This is a genomic window from Gordonia sp. 852002-10350_SCH5691597, assembly GCF_001665715.1.
Classification (GTDB): domain Bacteria; phylum Actinomycetota; class Actinomycetes; order Mycobacteriales; family Mycobacteriaceae; genus Gordonia; species Gordonia sputi.
Window position 1 is genome coordinate 1 of the sequence record NZ_LZMO01000277.1, and the last position, 1,223, is coordinate 1,223.

Genomic DNA, 1,223 nt, shown 5'->3' on the forward strand with positions numbered 1-1,223 from the left:
CCTCTTCTTACGTTCCTGAACGCGCAGGAAAAGGCGAACCGAATTTCGCTCCGAAGTTTTGTCCCGAGAGACGCGTTCGCTCCGCTCACGCCGAGGTGATGGCCGCGGTACGCAAGCTCGCCGACCGGAAGGCGATGCCGTGAGGTCCGTGTTCGTTCCGGGTGTCCCGGCCCCCCAGGGATCTAAATCATTCAAGGGTCGCCGCGGCGGGAAGGCTATCCTCATCGAGTCATCAAAAGCTGTGGGGCCGTGGCGTGAGCGCGTCGCATTGGCCGCTCATTCAAACGCTCCCGGACTTTCAGACGGTCCCGTGGGTATCGACCTCACTTTCATACTTCCGCGGCCCAAATCGACTCCTAAGCGGAAACCAACACCACCCGCCACCAAACGACCAGACATCGACAAACTGGCACGCGCAATCCTCGACGCCCTCACCGGAGTCTGGTTCACCGACGACTCAACCGTCATCGACCTACGCGCCACCAAACGCATCGCAGAACCCGACGAAACAACCGGCGTGCTCATCACCATCAAGGAGCGAACCAATGACTGACTACCCCGTCGACAGCACGAAAAACCACCCCAACTACGACCCCGAGTACAACGAGCCCGAAGACGACGGGACCATTTCCTCATCGAGTGTGTGGAACGCCATTCGACGCCTCGGCATCGATCCGTACGGCGTCGTCTCGGTCCACATTGACCCACTGTTTGTCAGGGTCACGCGGGCTGAAATCGACCCATCTACAGGAACTTTCCGTGTCGAGGAGTTCCCGATCAACAGGAGCGGATTGCAGCCATGAGCAGCGAACCCGTCTACACGATCACCGACCTAAACGCGATGAAGGAATTGCGTTTCCGAAACAGGCAGTCTTACGGCCTCGGCTTGAATCTCGACGCCCTCATCGACCAGGCCACGAGGTCGAACCTGCAATACCTGCTCGACAAAGGCTACGAGCGCGACGTCGCTATGCGCGCCGCTCTCACATGGGACGCGCGTCGCTGGCCCGGCAACGGCTACCAGGAAGTCTTCGTCCCCGACGACGAGCGCGCGCCCATCCCGACCGAGCGTGAATGGCTGCTCTCGTGCGGCTATGACGTTGGCGTGGTTGACGGTTACCTCGCGCAGATGAGAGTGGAGGACGAGGAACGTGCTGCGGCGATCGCGAAACGTGAAGCGTACGAGCGCACCTGGCGTTACCGAATCCGTAAGACGTGGCGAG

The 1,223-nt window shown here is 60.5% G+C and carries 3 protein-coding genes; all 3 read left to right on the forward strand.

Annotated features, from left to right (window positions below; translation table 11 throughout):
- The first annotated feature begins 148 nt into the window (after positions 1 to 148).
- Complete coding sequence (locus A5777_RS21255) at positions 149 to 553, forward strand: RusA family crossover junction endodeoxyribonuclease (RefSeq protein WP_231895153.1); 405 nt, start codon at positions 149 to 151, stop codon at positions 551 to 553.
- Positions 546 to 803, forward strand: coding sequence for a hypothetical protein (locus A5777_RS21260; protein ID WP_064864377.1), 258 nt, complete (start codon positions 546 to 548; stop codon positions 801 to 803). Before A5777_RS21255 ends, A5777_RS21260 begins: the two co-directional genes overlap by 8 nt.
- A partial coding sequence (locus A5777_RS21265; protein WP_156529447.1) for a hypothetical protein occupies positions 800 to 1,223 on the forward strand: 424 nt, incomplete at its 3' end. The genes A5777_RS21260 and A5777_RS21265, both read left to right, overlap by 4 nt.